We start from the raw sequence: 18019 nt of genomic DNA on the forward strand, positions 1-18019 counted from the left end.
CGCTGACTGCGGCCTCCTTAGCGTTTACGACAGCACAACAGCAGTCCGACTACGCCTACCGCAACCCCTCCAGCCAGCATCAAGGTGCGCTGCGGGTGGCTGTCTTTACGCCATCCGCCATCTATTCGCCGCTGGCCCAGTGCTGGATGGAACAGATTGCCGGAAGAAGGCGCCACTCGATCGGCACGCCGCAGCGCGGCACCGGTCAGCAGTCCCGAAAGCTGATTGAAACCAGGCGTCACGAAATGCGCGAAGCGCAGCAAGGTCGCCACCATCCCAACCGAGGTGGTATGGCGAGGATGCAACGCCAGGCTGATCATCGCCTCGGCCACCTGCCGGGGATCGCACAGCGGTGGCGGCGGTTGCAGCGAACGCCCGGCATAGTTGCCGCCGTCGCGAAAACCGGGGGTGTCGACCACCGATGGGTATACATCACACACATGTATTCCCGGCCATTGCGCCAGCTCACCGCGCAGCGCCTGGGAAAAACCGCGCAGGCCGAACTTGCTGGCCGAATAGGCCACCGCGAATGGCTGCGGCACCCAACTGCCGACGGAGAGCGTATTGATCAGAATGCCGGCGTTCTGCTGCTTGAAGTAAGGGAGCACCACATGCGCGCCTCGCAGATAGCCGATCAAATCGGTCTGCACGACCTGCTCGTGAGCATCCAGTGGCGTCTCGTCGAATGTGCCGACCGCACCGACCCCGGCATTGTTGATCCAGATATCGATGCGTCCTTGGCCGAACTCGGCAGCGGCAGTGGCCAGTTGTTCCACCGAGTCGCTGAGGGTCGTGTCGGTTGGTACCACAAGCGCCTCGCCGCCGAGCGCCCAACATTCTTCAGCCGCCTCCTGCAACGCCTCCTCGTCACGTGCAGCCAACACCACACGGGCACGCCGACGTGCGAATGCTTGTGCGGTGGCGCGCCCAATACCACTGGACGCACCGGTGATGACCACCACCGCGCCTTCGAGTCTGTTTTCAGTCATGCCCGATTCTCCGGTTTGCTGTCGTTAACAGCTGACAGCCGCGGCGAGGCAAACATTCCCCGCCGTCCGGAGGATCGTCGGGGTCAAACCATCTGCAGCGCCTGCCGGCGAGACGGTGGCGGGAAGGCATCGTCGAGGATGTTCAGATCTTCAGCCGTCAACTGCAGCTCTGCGGCAGACGCATTGTTGCGCAGATGAGCCGGGTTGGAAGACTTGGGAATTACCAAAACGCCGGGTTGGCGCAAGGCCCAGGCCAACGCCACCTGAGCGGGCTGCGCACCGTGTCGGCGGGCAACGTTGGCCACTGCCGAATGCCGCAACAACGCACCGCCCTGCCCCAACGGACAATACGCCATGACCGGCATACCCTGAGCCTGGCTCCAGGGCAGCAGGTCGAATTCGATCCCACGCTCGCTAGGGTTGTAGAGCACTTGGTTGGCCGCACAAGCGGGTGCATTCAGCTCACGCATGTCGTCCAGATCGAGATTCGACACCCCCCAGCGGCGGATCTTGCCCTGCTCTCTGAGCCGCTCGAAGGCTTCGACGGTTTCCGCCAGCGGATACTGGCCGCGCCAGTGCAGCAGATACAGATCGATGCATTCGGTACCGAGCCGACGCAAGCTGCGCTCGCAGGCTTCCGGTACGCCCTTCTGGCTGGCGTTGTGCGGATAAACCTTGCTGACCAGAAAGATCCGGTCGCGACGACCGCGTATCGCTTCACCGACAACCTCTTCCGCACCGCCCTCGCCGTACATTTCCGCGGTATCGATCAACGTCATGCCCAGCTCTATGCCGAGGCGCAGCGCTCCTACCTCGTTGTTGCGTTCGGCCGGATTCTCACCCATGTGCCAAGTGCCCTGGCCAATCACAGGGACTTCGGTTCCATCTGTCAGTATCAGGGTGCGCATCAGCCGTTCCCTCGCACGTTCTGCTCAGCGACCGGCTCGGCCCAGGGATCGTAGGTGCCAAAATTCCACAGGTGACCCTCCAGGTCGCGGCAGCTGAAGCCTCGGCCACCGTAATCCTCGTCTTTCAACTCAATGACGATCTCCGCCCCGGCAGCCTTGGCCTTGGTATAGAGCGCATCGGCACTGTTGACGATGACATAGATGCTCTGCGTGGAAACACCGCCCACCTGGTCCGGCATCCGCACCTGGCGACCATATTCTGAATCGCTAACCGGACCGAGCATCAGCATGCCGCTACCGAAATTGAGCTGCGCGTGAATGACGCCCACTTGCGCGTCCTCGACCACCAGATGCTGCTCGAAATCAAACACTCGACACAGCCAGTCCAGCGCCGCGGGTACGTCACGGTAATGCAGACAGGGGATGAGATTGGATGTGGTGTTTTTGCTGTACAGGGACATGAAAGCTCCTTCCGATTGCCGCGGCCATCGCCGTCGTACAAGACGCACCGCATACGCATTCAGACCGATAAGGGCGCCGACGTTCCCACGGTTATGCGCGTTCGGCCAAGCCAAGGCGGATACCCAGGCCGATCAGCACCGACCCGAGGACACGATCGAGCCATTGGCTCAGTCGCTGATTGCCGCGTAGCGCCGAGCTGGCACGAGCCGCCAGCAGCACGAGCGTGCATTCCACGACGATTGCCACCAGAACGACTAACACACCCAGCACCAATAGCTGCAGCGCCACCGCGCCCTGGTCCGGACGCACGAACTGCGGCAGAAACGCCATGAAGAAAATTGCCGCCTTGGGATTGAGAATGTCCACGAGAATGCCCTGGCGATAGGCCTGCCAGGCAGTAGTCCGCGGCGCCGTTCCAAGGTTGAGCTGCGTACCGGCACCCGCAGAGCGCAACGCCTGGATGCCCAGGTACAGCAGATAGGCCGCACCGACATACTTGACCACCGTAAAGGCCAGCGCCGAAGTAGCCAGAATCGCCGAAATCCCCAGCGCGGCGGCTGCCACATGAACCAGAGCACCACTGCAGACGCCGCATGCCGAGGCCACGCCGACACGCCGCCCACCGGAGAGCGTACGCGACAGCACGAACAGCAGATCGGGACCGGGCGACAGGTTCAGCGCCAGAGCAGCCGAGAAAAAGACCAACCAGAACGCCGGGTCCGACATTTCGGCTCTCCAGTCATGAGCAGGAAAGACACTGAATGTAGTCGAGCGGACTTCGGCTTTCCAGGCTTGCAATTCGAACCCGCGCAGGCAGTTCGTCGGAAAACTGGCATGCACTCACAGTTCCGACTTTTTATTGTCACCCCGCTGAACTACCTTGTTAGCGTTAATGTCAAAGCGCCAGGCCTCCGGCAAGGATCGCGGGCGCAGCCCGACACAGCCATGAACAGCAAAGGAAATGCACATGATCGATGAAGCCCGCACGGCCCTCGTCGCCCCCTCAGCGCGTCTCGTCCTGTTGTCCAACAGCGAGCTGCTGGATAACTCATTTCACCAACATCTTCACGACAGCGCTCAGTTGCGTCTGACGCGCAGCAACGCGCTTCGCCCCGGCGTGAGCGATGCAGACCTGCTACTTGTCGACGTCGGCAGCTTTACCGATGACGAATGCCTGCGCCTACTCCGGCAGCTGCGCGATACCGTCACCGCGTTGGTCAATGCGCAGCCGGAACAGGCACGCCGGCTGCTGGAACTACACCCTTGGATCAAGGGCGTCTTCTACCCAAGCACAAGCCGCAGCAATTTCAGCCGCGGCATCATTGTCATGCTCAACGGTGGCGACTGGCTGCCCCGCGCGCTGATGGAAAAACTGCTCGGTCGCTATCGTCAACTGACCCATGCGTCGCGCGCCATCGATGATTTATCGGTGCGCGAAAAGCAGATCCTCGCGCTAGCAGGCAAGGGGCTTTCGAACTCGGAAATCGCCGACCGCCTGCACCTGAGCACTCACACCATCAAGAGCCATATCCATAACGCGCTGGGCAAACTGGGCGCATCCAACCGCGCGCAGGGTGCGTCGCTGGTGCTGGGGCACGTGAGCGAGGCCGGCACATGAAGGCCGCGTGCCTGTGCCTGATGCTGCTTTTCGCTGCGCAGGCATATGCCGAAGAAGCAGAGCTCAAGGGCTTCATTACCAACAACACCGTTACCCGATCCGGTCAGGAGTTCTACCGCAAGTTCTGCGAACGCCTGAACGACACCAGCTCCCTGGACTTCAACCTGGCGGTCAAGGAAAGACCGTCGGCACGCTGGGGCATTCTGGTATGGGTCGAGCAGAACAACCAACCGCTCTACCGCCGCTTTCTGCAACCGAACGTCGGCGACATGGAGCAAACCGCTTATGACGCGGCGGATTACGTGCTGCAAGAGATAAACCGTAAGAAAGTTGAAGCAATGTTCGAAGACACCATTGATCTTGCGAAGGATGAGTTATGAACCGGCCACAACAAAAAACCACCGGCATTCTCCTGGCCGGGCTGTTGCTCAGCTCTGCCGTTACGGCAACCGAACTGGTCTATACGCCAGTCAATCCGTCCTTTGGCGGCAGCCCTTTGAACGGCGCCTGGCTGCTGGGCAATGCCCAGGCCCAAAACGACACCAAGGACCCGGACGCGATCGACCGCTCCTCGCTGTCCGGCACCTCGGCGCTGGACCGTTTCACCAGTCAGTTGGAATCACGGCTGCTTGGCGATCTGCTTAATGATGCTAGAGACGGCAAGACCGGGTCGGTCACAACGGATGACTTCATCGTAAATGTCATCAACGACGACCTCGGCAACTTGGTTGTAAGCATCACCGACCGGCTGACCGGCGAAGTGTCCGAAATCGTCATCGGCGAAAACTGATCAAGGAGAGCAAAGGCCATGAGAAGCCTATTCGTCGCCATCGGGATGATGGCCGTTCTGCAGGGCTGCGCAGTGCGCGAACCGATGTCCGCAGACCAGGAAACACCCACCCTTACCCCGCGCACTTCGACCTATCAGGACTTGCTGCAACTGCCCCGCCCCAAAGGCCCGCTGGTCGCCGCCGTTTACGGCTTCCGCGACCAGACCGGGCAGTACAAACCAAGCCCGGCGAGTTCCTTTTCCACCGCCGTCACCCAGGGCGCGGCAAGCATGCTGGTCGATGCCATGCAGGCCAGCGGCTGGTTCATCGTGCTGGAGCGCGAGGGCCTGCAGAACGTGCTGACCGAGCGCAAGATCATCCGCGCCTCCCAGGCCAAGCCGGACGTGGCACCGAACATACAGTCGGAACTGCCCTCGCTGCTGGCCGCCAACATCATCATGGAAGGCGCCATCGTCGCCTACGAAACCAACGTGCGCAGCGGTGGCCAGGGCGCGCGGTATCTGGGTATCGGCGTATCGCAGGAGTACCGGGTCGATCAGGTCACGGTCAATCTGCGCGCCGTCGACGTGCGCAGCGGCCAGGTGCTCTCCAACGTGATGACGACCAAGACGATCTATTCCATCGGGCGCAGCGCCAACGTCTACAAGTTCATCGAGTTCAAGGAGCTGCTCGAGGCCGAGGCCGGCTATACCACCAACGAACCGGCGCAACTCTGCGTGCTGTCGGCGATCGAGGCGGCGGTCGCCCACCTGATCGCCCAAGGCGTCGACCGTCGGCTATGGCAGACCGCCGAAACGACACCCGCAATCGAGGCCGAACTGGCGAAGTACCTCGCGGCGCCGACCAAGCTGTAGGTCGTTCTGTTTCTGGGCATGAAACAGCCCAGAAACAAACGCAGCGGTTTCATCCGTTTGATGGATTTGCCGGATCGCGGTTTAGGACAGGATGACCTACCGCGATTCAACCAGGGATGACTGATGAGCCAGGCGCAATGGATTGCCCGCAAAGCGCTGCTGCCGCTGCTTCTCGCAGGGTTAGCCAGCCCAGCCCTCCACGCGACCGATCGTCCATCCTCACTCGATCTGTGGCCCAGCGAAATCGCATCGAGCCAGAACCATTCGATTGCATCGACCCGGCCAGCCATCGGCGCCGCGCATGGGAACTTCGCACTCGTCACCCAGCTTGGCGACAGCCTGACCAGCTCTATCACTCAAACCGACAGCGCTCTGGAAGCTTTCATCCTTCAGAGCGGCTATGCGCATGCTGCATCCATCGAGCAGCACGGCAGCCACAACCAGGGATTGATTGTTCAATCAGGCGCCTACAACCAGGCCCGGATCGAGCAATACGGCGCGCACAACAACGCGCTGATCGAACAGACCGGTACCGGGCATCGCAGTAGCGTCACGCAGAACGGCCAGGGTCTGAGCGTGCTGGTTCGCCAGTACCGCTGAAACAAAGCACCACCAGGAAGTACCGCTGAAAACATTCCATGGAGAGATAACAATGTTCAAGATCAAACCCCTTGTAGCTGCCATCCTGACTATCGCCACTGCCCAGGCCTTCGCCGCTGAGCACACCTCCGAACAACGCCAGAACGGCATCGATAACATCGCCGAAGTCACGCAGAGCGCTGGCAGCTCGAACACGGCCACGCAGCTGCAAAGCGGCCGGGGCAACGGCGCGATGGTCGAGCAGAACAGCTCGTTCTCGTCCTCGGTCCTGCAAACCCAGATCGCCAACTTCCATAAGGCCGAGGTCAACCAGACGGTCGCTTTGCGCAGCACCGCGGAGCAATGGCAGAACGGTAAAGGCAACGAGGCCAGCATCAGCCAGGGCGGTACCTGGGACAGCAGCGCTGACCAGCATCAGCACGGCAACGCCAATATCGCCGAAACCGAACAGGTCGCCACCCGTGGCGCCGACGCCGTTACAGAGCAGCTGGGCAACCGGAACTACGCCAACAGCTATCAGGCGCTGGCCAACGGCAGCAAGTCCGAGCTTTACCAGGACGGTAACCTCAACGATGCAAGCGTCAGCCAGTCGTTCAGCTCGAACGACCGCGCCATGATCGACCAACAAGGCAACGAGAACGCCGCGGAGATCGCTCAGAACTGGAGTGCTGGCTCGATCACCGAAGTCGAGCAGGTCGGCAACCTCAACAATGCATCCGTCAGCCAGACTGGCGCCAACCACGAGGCTTATACCTATTCGGGTGGTGACAACAACAACCTGAACGTGGATCAGCGCGGCAGCTACCAGAACGCCTTCGTTTATCAGCAGGGCAATGAGAACGACGCCAACCTCGCCCAGCGCGGCAATGGCAACACCGCCACTGCCAATCAGTACGGGTTTGGCAACGGCGCAGTGCTCGATCAGGACGGCCGTGATCAGGTCGCCACAGTTGGTCAGCATGGTAGCTACAACAACGCGACGGTGGACCAGCTGGGCAACTCCAACGAGCTGAACTTCAACCAGTCCGGTACGTACAACATGCTCAGCGCCGTGCAAGAAGGTGAAGGCAACCGCATCACCGGTTCCAGCAGCAACGCTGGTAACGACGTCGATATCGTCCAGGACGGCGATCTCAACCTGGCCAGCATCACCCAGGACGGTGTAAACAACATGGCCATTCTGTCCCAGTACGGCGAAAGCCATCTGGCGACCGTCATTCAAAATGGCACCGGCCATGAGGCCTTGGTCGACCAGAGCGGCATGGGCAACAACGCCCTGATCCGCCAGGCTGGCCTCAATAACATGGCGATCGTTACCCAACACTGATCCGCGCTACACCTCGCGACTGCCGGCCTTGCGCCGGCAGTTTCGTTTCTGGGGCCGCCGCCTGCGTTCCTCTGACTCACGCTCCCTTGGGCGATCGACCCGCAACCGAATTCGAATCGAAACGCGTACAACAGCTCCGATACGAGCCGCTTATTCGCTTGCTCGTTATCGACCGCTTCTCCCAAAACCGCCACGCGACAGCGTTGCGCCCTCACGAAACGATGAAATAAAACGATTTCTGTGGTATTTCCGCTGCGCTTGATCGACTGGCGCGGCACTGCTTCGAGCACAACGCCTGCCCGTTTGGACAAAGCTCAAAATAAAGCAGCCGCAACTGCAACAAGGGAGCACATCGATGAAATGCAGCCTCAGCACCGCCGTCTTCGCGGCGGGATTGACTTTCGCCAGCCAAGCCATGGCCGACCCAATGCTCTGGCAGAACAACAGCCTGACCTACCTCTACGGCAAAAATTTCGCCGTCGACTCAGGCGAGGATGGGCGTGAGGCCGATATCCAGCAGACCATTACCTTCGAACATGCCAGTGGCTGGACCTGGGGCGACATGTTCCTGTTCGTCGACCACAAGTGGTTCAACGGTCATTCGGGCAATGATGGCCGCACCTATTACGGGGAATTCAGCCCCCGTCTTTCACTGGGCAAGATCACCGGGCGAGACCTATCGTTTGGGCCAGTCACCGACGTTCTGCTTTCGGCGACCTATGAGCGAGGCGAAGGACGCAACCGCAACTACCTGCTCGGCCCCGCCATCGACCTGGCCGTACCGGGCTTCGATCGTCTGTCGATCAACACCTACTACCGTAAGCCGGACGGCATCACCGGCCAGGCCAGCGGCCAATGGCAGATCACGCCAACCTGGGCCATCACGTTCCCGCTGGGCAAGTCCGACATCCTCTTCGATGGCTATATCGACTGGGTGGTCAATGATGCCGGCTCCAAAACCAGCAACGACTTCGTCGCAAAGAACCTGCACATCAACCCGCAGGTCAAGTACGACCTGGGCAAAGCGCTGGACTACACCCCTGGCAAGCTATACGTCGGTATCGAGTACGACTACTGGTCGGACAAATACGGTGTGCAGGACAGCGCTGCGTTCAACACCGACAACAATGTCACCAACTTCATCGTAAAGGCCCATTACTGATCCTGGCGGCGTTCGGGCGCCGTCGCGAGCCAAACCGGCGGTTACGGTCAGGCTCGATGGCGGCATCAGTTCCTGCCGCGTAACGCTTCGATGCGCTCTGCCAGCGCATCGATCGTGAACGGCTTGGTCAACAGACCCATGCCCGGTTCGAGCTGACCGTTGCCCATCACGGTGCTTTCCGCGTAGCCGGTGATAAACAGCACGTTCAGCGCGGGGTCGGACTGGCGAGCGGCGTCGGCTAGCTGGCGGCCATTCATACCGCCCGTTAGCCCGACGTCCGTGACCAGCAGTGCAACCGGTTCGCCACTCTGAAGAATACTCAGGCCGCTTTTACCATCGATTGCCTGCAGCACCCGATAGCCCAACTCCTCGAGAACCTCCACCACCAGCAGGCGCACCGCCGGTTCATCATCGACGACCAGGATCGTCTCGCCTGACCCACCGCTTACCTGAAGTGTCGACTTGGGATCGATCACCGTATCGGCCTGCTGCACATTCGCGACTACGTGCGGCAGATACAGGCAGATCGTGGTGCCATGATCCGGTTCGGACTGGATCTTCACCTGCCCGCCTGACTGCCGGGTAAAGCCGTACACCATCGATAATCCCAGACCGGTTCCCATGCCCAATGGTTTGGTGGTGAAAAACGGATCGAATGCCTGCGCGGCGACTTCCTTGGACATGCCGACTCCGGTATCCGTGACGCATACGAGCACGTATTGCCCGGTCGGCACGTCGAGATCTATCGCCTTGCGGTCGTCCAGCCAGATGTTGCTGACACCGATCGTCAGCGTCCCACCGTCGGGCATCGCGTCACGGGCGTTGATGGCGAGATTGAGCAAGGCGTTTTCCAGCTGGTTGCGATCCACCAGCGTTGGAGACAGATCCTCGGCACACTGCGTCTGCAGCGTGATCGAAGGGCCGACCGTGCGGCTGAGCAGTTCGCGCAGGTCACTGATCAGCTCGCAGACATCGGTGGCCATCGGGTTGAGCGTCTGGCGGCGAGAAAACGCCAGCAAGCGGTGCGTCAGCGCCGCCGCTCGGCGGGTCGCGTTCTGGGCCACCGTCACGTACTGCGCGAGCGATTCGACACGGCCTTGCTCGATGCGCTTTTCGAGCAGTTCCAGGCTGCCGCCGATACTGGTCAGCAGGTTGTTGAAGTCATGCGCCAGGCCGCCGGTCAACTGGCCGACGGCTTCCATCTTCTGGCTTTGGCGCAGCTGCGCCTCTGCCTGGGCGAGCGCCTGCGCCTGTTCCTTTTCTGCGGTGATGTCGCGCCCCACGGCATTGATCACACCGTCCGCCGGCCGGGCCGACCAGGTGAGCCAGCGATAGCTGCCATCGGTGCAGCGGTAGCGATTTTCGTAATGCAGAAAGGAGCGCCCCTCCGACAACTGTCCAACGGTCGCACTCGTGTCCGCCAGGTCGTCCGAGTGGATGAAGTCGAGAATATTGGCACCCAGAAGTTGCTCCTCGGGCCAGCCCAGCAACCGTTCCCAGGCTGGATTGACCGCGATGATGTCGCCATCGAAACGGCAGCGAAGCATCACGTCGCTGGACAACTCCCAGAGCTGGTCACGGTCCTTGGTACGGGTTGCGACGTCCTCGCGCAGCGAGGCGGTTAGGGCTTGTAGGGCCTGCTCCGCGTTGCGACGTGCGGAGATGTCGTTGAACAGAACCGCGACACGCTGTTCGGACGGCTCGCCGATCGGCATCGCCTGCACCTCGAACCAACGCTGCAAGGCCTCGGCATGGTTCTCGAAACGCACCGGGCGGCGGCTCAGCGCCACCTCACCGTAGATATCGAACCAGTGCTGCTCATGTGCAGGCGCGAGGTCGCGCATCCATTTGCCGCCGGCATCGACCAGCCCGCTCTGGCGTACGAAGGCCGGATTGGTTTCAACGAACCGATAGTCGATCGGCTTACCCTGCGCGTCAAATTTCATCTCGATGATGCAGAAGCCCGCATCGATCGCCTCGAACAGCAGGCGGTAACGGTTGTCGCTCTCGGTCAATCGCCGCGCGGCCTCATCCTCCGCCGTGCGGTCACGCAGGATTTTCAGGAAGCCGAAATGCCCCTTCTCGCCAAACAGCGGCGTGAGCGTGCCCGCGCCATGTAAACGTGACCCATCGGCGCGGATATACCAACGTTCGTGGCTGGTGCTGCCCTGCTGCAGGGCGCGCTGCATCTGCTCGCGCAGCAGTTCCGCATTGCGGCCATCGCCGCTGAATAGGCGGTCGAAGGGTTGTCCGTACATCTGTTGCGCCGTCCAGCCGAAGATGCGCTCGGCACCCGAGCTCCAGGCCGTGATGATGCCGTCGCAATCGGTGGTGAGCATGGCGCAATCGCTGGCAGCGTTGAAAATTGCCTGTACTTGTTGGCCTGAATCAGGAATGGCGGTATCTCCTGTGGCGGGTCGAATTCGCGCCCGCGACGTTGCTGTGAGTGCTCGCCCCGCCGTGAAGATGCAAAGCCGCAGGCCAGAGTAGCGGTCAGCCAATGGCCGGTGAAGCTGCAGCGAAGAGTAACAGCGACAGGAAATGCTTCGACTCCCCTCGTCAGCCGACGCTACTCCGGCGTGCGGCTGAAAACCAGTGCCTTCAAACCACTGTCGGAGTTGACATCCGGGAACTCCGGCGGGTTCGGCAAACGCTGTTGAAATACCAAGTCCGGCGCCTCGGCAGCGACGCCTTCGATGATGAATTCGGGACCCACGTCGGGATCGTTGACGCAGGCCAGCACCGTACCCGTGGGCGTCAGCAGCTCAGGCAAGCGCCGAAGGATCTTCCGGTAATCCTTGTCGAGCGCGAAGCTACCTTTCTGGAACGATGGCGGATCGACGATGACCAGGTCATACGGGCCGCTTTTCTTCACCTTGCCCCACGACTTGAACAGCTCGTGGCCGAGGAAGCTGACCTTGCTCAGGTCATGTTCGTTGAGCCGATGATTGTCGCGCCCGCGACTGAGCGCGGCGCGCGCCATGTCGAGGTTGACCACATGCTCGGCGCCACCCGCGATGGCAGCGATGGAAAAACCGCAGGTGTAGGCGAAGAGGTTCAGTACCCGCTTGCCGTGCGCCTGTTCCTGCACCCAGCGACGGCCGTAGCGCATGTCCAGAAACAGTCCGTTGTTCTGCTTGATGCCGAGATCCAGCTTGTAGCGCAGCTCGTTCTCGCTGATCAGCCATTCGTTGACCGGCTCGCCCAGCAGCTGTTCCATGTGGCTGTCGGGCAGATAGCGGTGATGCAACAGCAGGCTATGCGCCCCACTGTTCTGCCACTCGGCACCTTGGGTGAGCGTCGACAAGCCGAGCCTTAACGCATCCAACTCGGCGTCCGCCGATGCGCGGAACAACGAAACCAGCACGATGCCCTGTAGCCAATCGACCGTCACATGCTCGAGCCCCTCCCAGCAGCGACCGCGTCCATGAAACAGACGGCGGGTCTCATCGGGCAGCTGCATCAAGGCAGTGGCGAGGTGGTTCTGCAAAGTGACAAGGGCATCGGCGTGCATGAAGGTCATCGTTAGTTAGAGAAAGCGCGCGATTTTAAACAGGATTCGAAGCGCTTGCGGACCTGCCGCCAATGCAGCCATCGAGAAACGCTCGCGTCCCCGGCTCGCCAAACGTACCGAGTCGACCAATAGCCCTACAGCTTCAGAAGGGTGCGCCGATAACGCGAACGTATGGGCGTTCTTCCGCCGTAGCCCCTTGTAACGAGCACAACCATGACCTTCTTGAAAACGATCCAGGCACGCTACCTCACCACTTTTGCGGCCTTCATCCTTGTCGCCATTGGCCTGACGCTGCTAGGCATCAACCAATTCGTCGCGCCTCAGCTGAAAGCCACCGAAGTCCAGTTGGTGGAAGAAAAGGTCGACGAAATCGCCCAGGCAATTCGTCTCAACCTGGCGCGGATCGAAAGCCAGTCCCGCGCCATTACCCAAACCGTCGCGCTGCTCGACAGCGACCAGATCGACGCGGTGCTGCCTGGGCTTATCGACCAGTACGGCGATCAGAAGGTGTTCGGCGGAGGCATCTGGCCGCTGCCCAACGCTCGGACGCCCGGCGTAGCGAAACACAGCACCTTCTATCACCGTGACGCCAGCGGTCAGCTGAAGATCAACACGCACTGGAACAGCGCCGAGTCGCTGAACTACTTCGAGCAGCCCTGGCACCGGGCCGGCGCGCAAACGCCTAGCGGGCGCTGCGCCTGGGCAGCCGCCTACAAGGACGACGCCAGTGCCGAACCACGCACCAACTGCGCCATGGCGATCAACAAGAACGGCAGCGTCTATGGCGTATCGACGATCGACCTGACGCTGGGCTTCTTCAATGAACTGGTTGCGACCAAGGAAAAGGAAATCCAGGGCCAGATCATGATCGTCGAGGCGGACGGCAAGATTCTCAGCAACCTGCCTGCCCTGAGCGAACAGATCGTCCTGAAAAACGTCTCCGAGCTGGCGTCACGCACGCCGTTCGTGGCGCAGATCAAGGCCGCGCTGGACCGTGGCGACCAGCGCAGCTTCACCGAGTTCGAAGGCCAGAATGGCGAGCAGACCTCGTTCTTCCTCAAACCCATCGAGGGCACGCCCTGGCTGCTCGCAACCGCGCTGCCCAGCCACCTGTTGACCGAGAAGACCCGCTCGGTGCTCGGCACCTTGGGCTGGCTGCAATTGCCGTTGGTGGGTTTCCTTTTGCTGCTGATGGTCGTCGCGCTGCGCAACCTGATGCGTCGACTGCATCTGCTGTCGGCCAACATCCAGTCGCTGTCATCCGGCGATGCGGATCTGACCCGCCGCATCGAGATCAAGGGCGACGATGAAGTCGACCGCATCGGTGTCGCAGTGAACCGCTTTATCGCCTATCTCCAGGAAATGATCGCCGACCTGGCCACCTCGTCCCGCCAGATTTCGGTCGAACTCGAACAGCTCAAGCAGCAATCCGATCACACCAACGGCATTCTGGCTCGCCATGCCAGCGAAACGGATCAGGCGGTGACGGCCATCACCGAAATGAGCTCCACGGCCGACTCGGTCGCCCAGAGCGCCAACGAAACCGCCAATTTCACCCAGGCTGCCAACGATCACGCCGCGCATTCGCGTCGCACCGTCGACGAAGCGGCGCAAAGCGTGCTGGCGCTGGTCAATGAAGTCGACTCGGCCACCGCGCGCGTCCAGGCGATGCAGCAGGACGCGCGCCGCATCAACGATGTATTGGGCGTGATCGGTGAAATTGCCGGGCAGACCAACCTCCTCGCGCTGAACGCCGCCATCGAGGCCGCCCGTGCGGGCGAGCAAGGACGCGGATTCGCCGTGGTCGCCGACGAAGTGCGCGCGCTCGCCGGTCGGACACAGCAGAGCACGTCGGAAATCAACGAGATGCTCGCGGCCTTGCAGAGCGCTGTCGATGCTGCGGTAGACGCGATGGAAAAAACCAAAGGCAGCTGCCAGGCCACCGCCGAGCGGACCACGCGCGTCAATAGCGGGCTCGATGAAATGGCCGATTCGGTCAACCGCATCCACGACCTCAGCGCGCAAATCGCTGCGGCTGCCGAGGAGCAGAGTGCCGTCAGCGGGGAAATCAACCAGAACATGGTTGCGGTGCGGGATATGGTCGACGAACTGGTGGAATCTGGCGTGACGGTGAGCAAGAGCACCGATGGCCTGTCCGCATCCAACGACCGCCTGATCGCCATGGTGAGCCGCTTCAAGCTGTAAATGCGAAAGCGCGCGGAAACGCTGCGGTCGACGATGGGTGATGAGGGCTTCAGTGCTGCCCCATTCGAGCAGCTTTTCGCGTCAGCGAAACGCCCACCACCCCGGCTTTTCACCTCGCGTCGCCGTCGCGGCGACGCCAGGAATGCCGCTCTAACGCGCTGGCCATGCGGAACGGCCTGGTAAAAGCCGAGTCGGATTGAATAACGGCGCCTCTCGCATATCATCTGCGCAATATCCCACCGCAGCGTCCATCGAGCGGCTTTAGCCCGGCTATTGTTGGGCGTACTTTGCCTCGTAATCGGCAACCGCTCTATGGTCGGAGCGCCAGAAGTAAAGGAACGCGGCGACCTTCTGCAGAGCCCGCGAAAGGAGTATGGAATGACCGAATCCCCTGATCTTACCTTCACCCAAGACGACGACTCGCCGCGTATTTCGACCGGCAGCGAAGGCCTGGATGACATCCTCGGCGGCGGTCTGGACCCCAACCGGATGTATCTCTACGAGGGCAGCCCTGGCTCCGGCAAGACCACTCTCGCGTTGCAGTTTCTGCTCGAGGGTGCGCGCCAAGGCGAACAGGTGCTCTATGTGACACTCTCGGAAACCAAGCGGGAACTGGAGCTCGTTGCCAAGCGCCACGGCTGGACGCTCGAAGGTATCGATGTGTTCGAGCTGGTATCACCCGAGGCCAGCCTCGACCCCGAGCTTGAACTGACGGTGCTGCACCCGGCCGAGATGGAGCTGAGCGAGACCATCAGGCAAGTCTTCGATCGAGTCAGTGAAACCAACCCGACCCGGGTCATATTCGACAGCCTGTCCGAGATGCGCCTGCTCGCGCAGAGCCCGCTGCGCTATCGGCGGCAGGTGCTGGCCCTCAAGCACTTCTTCACGACCCGGAGTTGCACGGTCATCCTGATCGATGACCAGACCTCGGAAAGCGGTGATTTACAGCTGCATTCGATCTCCCACGGTGTGGTGATGCTCGAGCAGCTGGCCATCGATTACGGCGCCGAGCGGCGGCGGCTGCGGGTGGTCAAGATGCGGGGCATCCAGTTCCGAGGCGGTTACCACGACTTCAGTATCAAAAAGGGTGGACTGGCTATTTATCCGCGGCTCATCGCCGCCGAGCATCATGCGGCTTTTACCGGCGAACTGACCTCCAGCGGCAACGATGAGCTAGACAAGATGCTCGGCGGCGGCCTGGAGCGCGGCACCAACGCATTGCTGATCGGCGCGGCTGGCGTCGGCAAATCTTCGCTGGCGCTGGGCTACGCCATCGCGGCGTGCCAACGTGGCGAGCAGGTTGCGTTCTTTGTCTTCGACGAAGGCATCGGCACCCTGCTGGCCCGTGGCCGGGCGCTGGGACTCGATATCGAACCCTGGCTCGAAAAAGGGCTGCTGCACCTGCAACAGATCGATCCTGCCGAGCTTTCACCCGGCGAATTTACCGCCGCGGTGCGCCACAGCGTCGAAGCACAAGGCGCGCGGGTGGTAGTGCTGGACAGCCTCAACGGCTATCTGAACGCGATGCCAGACGGCCGCTTCCAGATTTTGCAAATGCATGAGTTACTCAGCTATCTGGGCCAGCAAGGCGTGATGAGCGTGATGGTGATGGCACAGCATGGCCTGATCGGACCGATGGAAACGCCCGTTGATCTCAGCTATCTGAGTGATACGGTTATCATGCTGCGCTATTTCGAGCATGCCAGCGTAGTTCGCCGCGCGATGTCAGTGGTCAAAAAACGCAGCGGCCGCCACGAAAACACTATCCGGGAATTCCGACTTGGCGCTTCCGGCATCAAGGTTGGGCAACCGCTGTCGAACTTCAGCGGCATATTATCGGGCACGCCTGAGTACACCGGCGACGCCTCTCCTCTCATGAAAGACGAGCATGACGACGCCTGAGCCAAAAAGCCCGACCGTAGCCGTTTACGCCCCCATTGGACGGGACGGTCCCGCCTCGGCCGATCTGCTCCGCCGCAGCGGCATGGACGCTATCGTCTGCCACAGCGTCGATGAAGTGCTGAAGCACGCCGGCACGGATGCCGACGCGGTATTTATCGCCGAGGAAGGTCTTTTCGGTCAGGACCTCAATGCGCTGTCGGCCTGGGTCGATCAACAACCGACCTGGTCCGATTTCCCGTTCGTAGTCCTGACCAGCAAACATCAACAACCGGCCGTCGCCGCCTGGCGTCAGCGTATGGTGGCGGCGTTGCGCAACGTCTCGTTGCTCGAACGCCCGGTACAAAGCATCACCCTCAGCAGCGCGCTCCAGACCGCGTTGCGTGGAAGGCATCGCCAGTACGAGGTACGGGCGCTGATCGAGGAGCGCGAACAGGTATCCCTTGAATTGGAGGCGTTGGTCATGGAGCGCACCAGCGAACTGGAAAAGGCCAACCTCGAACTTCGCACGCAAATGGCCGAACGCGCGCATATCGAAGAGACGCTACGCCAGACACAAAAGATCGAAGCCATCGGCCAGCTCACCGGCGGCGTCGCTCACGATTTCAACAACCTGCTGATGGTCATCTCCGGCGGCCTCGACATGATCGACCGACGAGCGGACCCGGAGCGCCGCCAGCGCCTGATGGACGGCATGCGTCAGGCCGCACAACGCGGAGCCGCCCTGACCCGCCAGTTGCTTGCATTTTCGCGACGCCAGTCACTGGCTCCCGAGCCGGTAGACCTTGCCTTGCGCATCAGTCAGATGCGTGAGCTGCTCGACCGTAGCCTGCGTGGAGATATTCATGTTCAGGTGCAGTTTGCGCCGGACTTGTGGCCAATCGAGGTCGATCCCGGTGAGCTGGAACTGGTGATACTCAACTTGGCGGTGAATGCTCGCGATGCCATGCCCGAAGGCGGCTCGATTCTGCTGCAGGCAACCAATGCGCCGAACGAGCAGGTGCTGGGCTGCCGGGGTGATTTCGTCAGGCTGGCGGTGATCGATTCGGGTACCGGCATCCCGGATGATCTGCGCGAACGGGTATTCGACCCCTTCTTCACCACCAAAGAAATCGGCAAGGGCTCCGGCCTGGGGCTTGCTCAGGTCTACGGTTTCGCCCGCCAGTCCGGCGGCACGGTGTGGCTCGATACCGAATGCGGGCGAGGCACCAGCGTGATCATGATGCTGCCTCGCTCGGCGCATGTGCCGGATCAAGTGCACATCGAGGATGCCCGCATCGATGAATCTCCCGACGTGTCCGCAGGTAGCGTCCTGCTGGTCGACGACGACGAAGAAGTCGCCGCGCTGGTGGGCGAGATGCTCGAGCACCTCGGTTACCAGGTGATCCATTCCGGCAGCGCTGCCGCTGCCCTCGGGGCACTGGCGAACGGGCACCGAGTAGACGTTGTCTTTTCCGACGTGATGATGCCCGGCGGCATGAACGGCGTGGAACTGGCGCGAGAAATCCACACGCGGCAACTCGGCATTCCCGTCCTGCTCACCAGCGGTTACGCCGAGGCGGCGAGAAAGTCGGCGGAGGCCGAAGGCGTGCATGTGCTGGCCAAGCCCTACCGCCTCGAAGAGCTGGGCGCGGCGTTGAAACTTGCCATTGAAAGCGCCGAACTGACGAGCCTGGCCGCACTCTGATCC

15 protein-coding genes and 2 pseudogenes are annotated in these 18019 nt (G+C 61.4%); 11 read left to right on the top strand and 6 right to left on the bottom strand.

Annotation, left to right across the window (positions count from 1 at the left end; genetic code table 11):
- Positions 1-17: 17 nt before the first annotated feature.
- The 4 genes from E0D86_RS13535 to E0D86_RS13550 form a co-directional block, all read right to left on the bottom strand.
- Positions 18-989, bottom strand: a complete 972-nt coding sequence (locus tag E0D86_RS13535; RefSeq protein ID WP_131650567.1) for an SDR family oxidoreductase — start codon at positions 987-989, stop codon at positions 18-20.
- A gap of 83 nt (positions 990-1072) precedes the next feature.
- Positions 1073-1897: an aldo/keto reductase gene (locus E0D86_RS13540; protein ID WP_131650568.1), complete on the bottom strand. Its 825-nt coding sequence runs from the start codon at positions 1895-1897 to the stop codon at positions 1073-1075.
- A complete protein-coding gene (locus E0D86_RS13545) occupies positions 1897-2358 on the bottom strand; it encodes a VOC family protein (RefSeq protein ID WP_131650569.1) in 462 nt (153 codons plus the stop codon). The genes E0D86_RS13540 and E0D86_RS13545 overlap by 1 nt, the downstream gene beginning before the upstream one ends.
- 91 nt (positions 2359-2449) lie before the next feature.
- Positions 2450-3085 carry a LysE family translocator gene (locus tag E0D86_RS13550; protein WP_131650570.1) on the bottom strand — a complete coding sequence of 212 codons (636 nt, stop codon included), beginning with the start codon at positions 3083-3085 and terminating at the stop codon, positions 2450-2452.
- Positions 3086-3326: 241 nt separating this feature from the next.
- Here E0D86_RS13550 and E0D86_RS13555 point away from each other — a divergent pair, with 241 nt between their 5' ends.
- The 7 genes from E0D86_RS13555 (at position 3327) to E0D86_RS13585 (ending at position 8711) form a co-directional block, all read left to right on the top strand.
- The gene (locus tag E0D86_RS13555; protein ID WP_131650571.1) at positions 3327-3977 is read left to right on the top strand and encodes a response regulator transcription factor; all 651 of its coding nucleotides are present in this window, start codon (positions 3327-3329) and stop codon (positions 3975-3977) included.
- The gene (csgE, locus tag E0D86_RS13560) at positions 3974-4357 is read left to right on the top strand and encodes a curli production assembly/transport protein CsgE (protein ID WP_131650572.1); all 384 of its coding nucleotides are present in this window, start codon (positions 3974-3976) and stop codon (positions 4355-4357) included. The genes E0D86_RS13555 and csgE overlap by 4 nt, the downstream gene beginning before the upstream one ends.
- On the top strand, positions 4354-4767 hold the full coding sequence (locus tag E0D86_RS13565) for a curli assembly protein CsgF (RefSeq protein ID WP_131650573.1): 414 nt from the start codon (positions 4354-4356) through the stop codon (positions 4765-4767). The genes csgE and E0D86_RS13565 overlap by 4 nt, the downstream gene beginning before the upstream one ends.
- Positions 4768-4785: 18 nt before the next feature.
- Positions 4786-5622, top strand: coding sequence for a CsgG/HfaB family protein (locus E0D86_RS13570; protein ID WP_131650574.1), 837 nt, complete (start codon positions 4786-4788; stop codon positions 5620-5622).
- 123 nt (positions 5623-5745) lie between these two features.
- Positions 5746-6222: a curli production assembly protein CsgB gene (locus tag E0D86_RS13575; protein ID WP_131650575.1), complete on the top strand. Its 477-nt coding sequence runs from the start codon at positions 5746-5748 to the stop codon at positions 6220-6222.
- Positions 6223-6274: 52 nt separating this feature from the next.
- On the top strand, positions 6275-7549 hold the full coding sequence (locus E0D86_RS13580) for a hypothetical protein (protein ID WP_131650576.1): 1275 nt from the start codon (positions 6275-6277) through the stop codon (positions 7547-7549).
- A gap of 355 nt (positions 7550-7904) precedes the next feature.
- The gene (locus E0D86_RS13585; RefSeq protein ID WP_131650577.1) at positions 7905-8711 is read left to right on the top strand and encodes an outer membrane protein OmpK; all 807 of its coding nucleotides are present in this window, start codon (positions 7905-7907) and stop codon (positions 8709-8711) included.
- A gap of 65 nt (positions 8712-8776) precedes the next feature.
- Here E0D86_RS13585 and E0D86_RS13590 read toward each other — a convergent pair whose 3' ends face one another.
- Entirely contained in the window at positions 8777-11191 is a 2415-nt protein-coding gene (locus tag E0D86_RS13590) for a PAS domain S-box protein (RefSeq protein WP_305955870.1), read from the bottom strand.
- A gap of 89 nt (positions 11192-11280) precedes the next feature.
- On the bottom strand, positions 11281-12225 hold the full coding sequence (locus tag E0D86_RS13595) for a class I SAM-dependent methyltransferase (protein WP_131650579.1): 945 nt from the start codon (positions 12223-12225) through the stop codon (positions 11281-11283).
- A 213-nt stretch (positions 12226-12438) separates the two neighbouring features.
- Here E0D86_RS13595 and E0D86_RS21970 point away from each other — a divergent pair.
- The 4 genes and pseudogenes from E0D86_RS21970 to E0D86_RS13610 form a co-directional block, all read left to right on the top strand.
- Positions 12439-13575, top strand: a pseudogene (locus E0D86_RS21970) (cache and HAMP domain-containing protein); the annotation flags it as partial.
- A gap of 336 nt (positions 13576-13911) precedes the next feature.
- Positions 13912-14430, top strand: a pseudogene (locus tag E0D86_RS21975) (methyl-accepting chemotaxis protein); the annotation flags it as partial.
- A 378-nt stretch (positions 14431-14808) separates the two neighbouring features.
- Complete coding sequence (locus tag E0D86_RS13605; protein ID WP_131650581.1) at positions 14809-16332, top strand: ATPase domain-containing protein; 1524 nt, start codon at positions 14809-14811, stop codon at positions 16330-16332.
- Positions 16333-16414: 82 nt separating this feature from the next.
- Positions 16415-18016, top strand: a complete 1602-nt coding sequence (locus E0D86_RS13610; RefSeq protein WP_371924077.1) for a response regulator — start codon at positions 16415-16417, stop codon at positions 18014-18016.
- Positions 18017-18019 lie beyond the last annotated feature (3 nt).

Origin of the sequence: Pseudomonas sp. IC_126 (assembly GCF_004331835.1) — a bacterium.
GTDB lineage: Bacteria > Pseudomonadota > Gammaproteobacteria > Pseudomonadales > Pseudomonadaceae > Stutzerimonas.

What these genes read in the sequence shown, in the direction of transcription:
- E0D86_RS13595 (WP_131650579.1), bottom strand. Translation starts at nt 12,225, where the DNA reads ATGCACGCCGATGCCCTTGTCACTTTGCAGAACCACCTCGCCACTGCC.
- csgE (WP_131650572.1), top strand. Translation starts at nt 3,974, where the DNA reads ATGAAGGCCGCGTGCCTGTGCCTGATGCTGCTTTTCGCTGCGCAGGCA.
- E0D86_RS13535 (WP_131650567.1), bottom strand. Translation starts at nt 989, where the DNA reads ATGACTGAAAACAGACTCGAAGGCGCGGTGGTGGTCATCACCGGTGCG.
- E0D86_RS13540 (WP_131650568.1), bottom strand. Translation starts at nt 1,897, where the DNA reads ATGCGCACCCTGATACTGACAGATGGAACCGAAGTCCCTGTGATTGGC.
- E0D86_RS13580 (WP_131650576.1), top strand. Translation starts at nt 6,275, where the DNA reads ATGTTCAAGATCAAACCCCTTGTAGCTGCCATCCTGACTATCGCCACT.
- E0D86_RS13550 (WP_131650570.1), bottom strand. Translation starts at nt 3,085, where the DNA reads ATGTCGGACCCGGCGTTCTGGTTGGTCTTTTTCTCGGCTGCTCTGGCG.
- E0D86_RS13555 (WP_131650571.1), top strand. Translation starts at nt 3,327, where the DNA reads ATGATCGATGAAGCCCGCACGGCCCTCGTCGCCCCCTCAGCGCGTCTC.
- E0D86_RS13565 (WP_131650573.1), top strand. Translation starts at nt 4,354, where the DNA reads ATGAACCGGCCACAACAAAAAACCACCGGCATTCTCCTGGCCGGGCTG.
- E0D86_RS13575 (WP_131650575.1), top strand. Translation starts at nt 5,746, where the DNA reads ATGAGCCAGGCGCAATGGATTGCCCGCAAAGCGCTGCTGCCGCTGCTT.
- E0D86_RS13570 (WP_131650574.1), top strand. Translation starts at nt 4,786, where the DNA reads ATGAGAAGCCTATTCGTCGCCATCGGGATGATGGCCGTTCTGCAGGGC.
- E0D86_RS13545 (WP_131650569.1), bottom strand. Translation starts at nt 2,358, where the DNA reads ATGTCCCTGTACAGCAAAAACACCACATCCAATCTCATCCCCTGTCTG.
- E0D86_RS13585 (WP_131650577.1), top strand. Translation starts at nt 7,905, where the DNA reads ATGAAATGCAGCCTCAGCACCGCCGTCTTCGCGGCGGGATTGACTTTC.
- E0D86_RS13610 (WP_371924077.1), top strand. Translation starts at nt 16,415, where the DNA reads ATGGACGCTATCGTCTGCCACAGCGTCGATGAAGTGCTGAAGCACGCC.
- E0D86_RS13605 (WP_131650581.1), top strand. Translation starts at nt 14,809, where the DNA reads ATGACCGAATCCCCTGATCTTACCTTCACCCAAGACGACGACTCGCCG.